This window comes from Streptomyces sp. NPDC059371, from assembly GCF_042751995.1.
Taxonomy (GTDB): domain Bacteria; phylum Actinomycetota; class Actinomycetes; order Streptomycetales; family Streptomycetaceae; genus Streptomyces.
In genome coordinates, this window is the sequence record NZ_JBHYXD010000077.1 from 5,711 (window position 1) to 6,773 (window position 1,063).

The following is a 1,063-nucleotide window of genomic DNA, read 5'->3' on the forward strand; positions in this document are numbered from 1 at the left end:
GTGGTGCCCGCCGTTCACGCGCACCCCGATTGCGTGCTCCCCACAGCCAACCCATAAACCCGTACACCTCCCCCCCACCTTGGGGGCCCGCCCCCCCCCCCGCCCCCCCAACTTCCCGCACCTCTGGAGATTCCATGCCCACCCCGCGTATCACCGAGCTGCCGGACGCAGTGCGACTACTGATCGAGAAGAACAGCGGCCCGATCACCGACTTGGGCACCGTTCACGGCGGCTACAACAGCTCCATTGCCGCCTGCATGCGAACCGGCCGCCGCTCCCCGCACACCCTGTTCGTCAAAGGCCTCCCCCTCGATCACCCCCGCGTCTGGACACAGGCACGCGAGGCGAAGATCAACCCGCACGTCCGCGACCTCACCCCCGCGCTGCACTGGTACGAGGAAGCCGACGGCTGGAGCCTTCTCGGCTTCGAGTATGTCGAGGGAGGACACGCCGACTACACGCCCGGCGCCTCCGACCTGTCCCAGATCTCCGCGACCATGGGGCAGCTCGCCCGGCTGCGAGCCCCCGGCGTCGAGCTGAAGACGATGACGGACCGGTACAGGGCGTACGTCGAAAGCCCTGCCGAGCTGAAGTGGTTCGAGGGGGACAGCCTTCTCCACACCGACTGGAACCCGCACAACGTCATCATGACGAAGGCCGGCGCCGTGCTCGTCGACTGGGCATGGGCGTCGACCGGAGCGGCATGGATCGACCCCGCGCTGTGGCTGCTGTGGCTGATCGCTGACGGCCACACCGCCGAGCAGGCCGAAAGCGTCGCCGCCACGCATCCCGCGTGGAAGACCGCCCCACCGGCCGGGCTCGACACCCTCGCCCGCGTCCAAGAACGCCTGTGGGACTCCATCGCCGAGCAGAGCCCCGACAACTGGTCGCAGACGATGAAGGCCGCCGCGCGGGCCTGGAACACGCACCGGCAGAGTCAGGACTAACGTCAGATACGGGCCCCGGGGGGGCGGCCCCCCCCCCCCCGGGGGGGGGGGGGGGGCGCGGGGGGGGGCGGCCCGCCGCGGGACGGCGCCGGCGGGGGCCGCGGCCCGGGGGGGGC

The 1,063-nt window shown here is 71.6% G+C and carries 1 protein-coding gene; it reads left to right on the forward strand.

The window, feature by feature from the left end; genetic code table 11:
• Positions 1 to 134 precede the first annotated feature (134 nt).
• Complete coding sequence (locus tag ACFXGX_RS31640; RefSeq protein WP_384797890.1) at positions 135 to 947, forward strand: aminoglycoside phosphotransferase; 813 nt, start codon at positions 135 to 137, stop codon at positions 945 to 947.
• Positions 948 to 1,063: the final 116 nt, after the last annotated feature.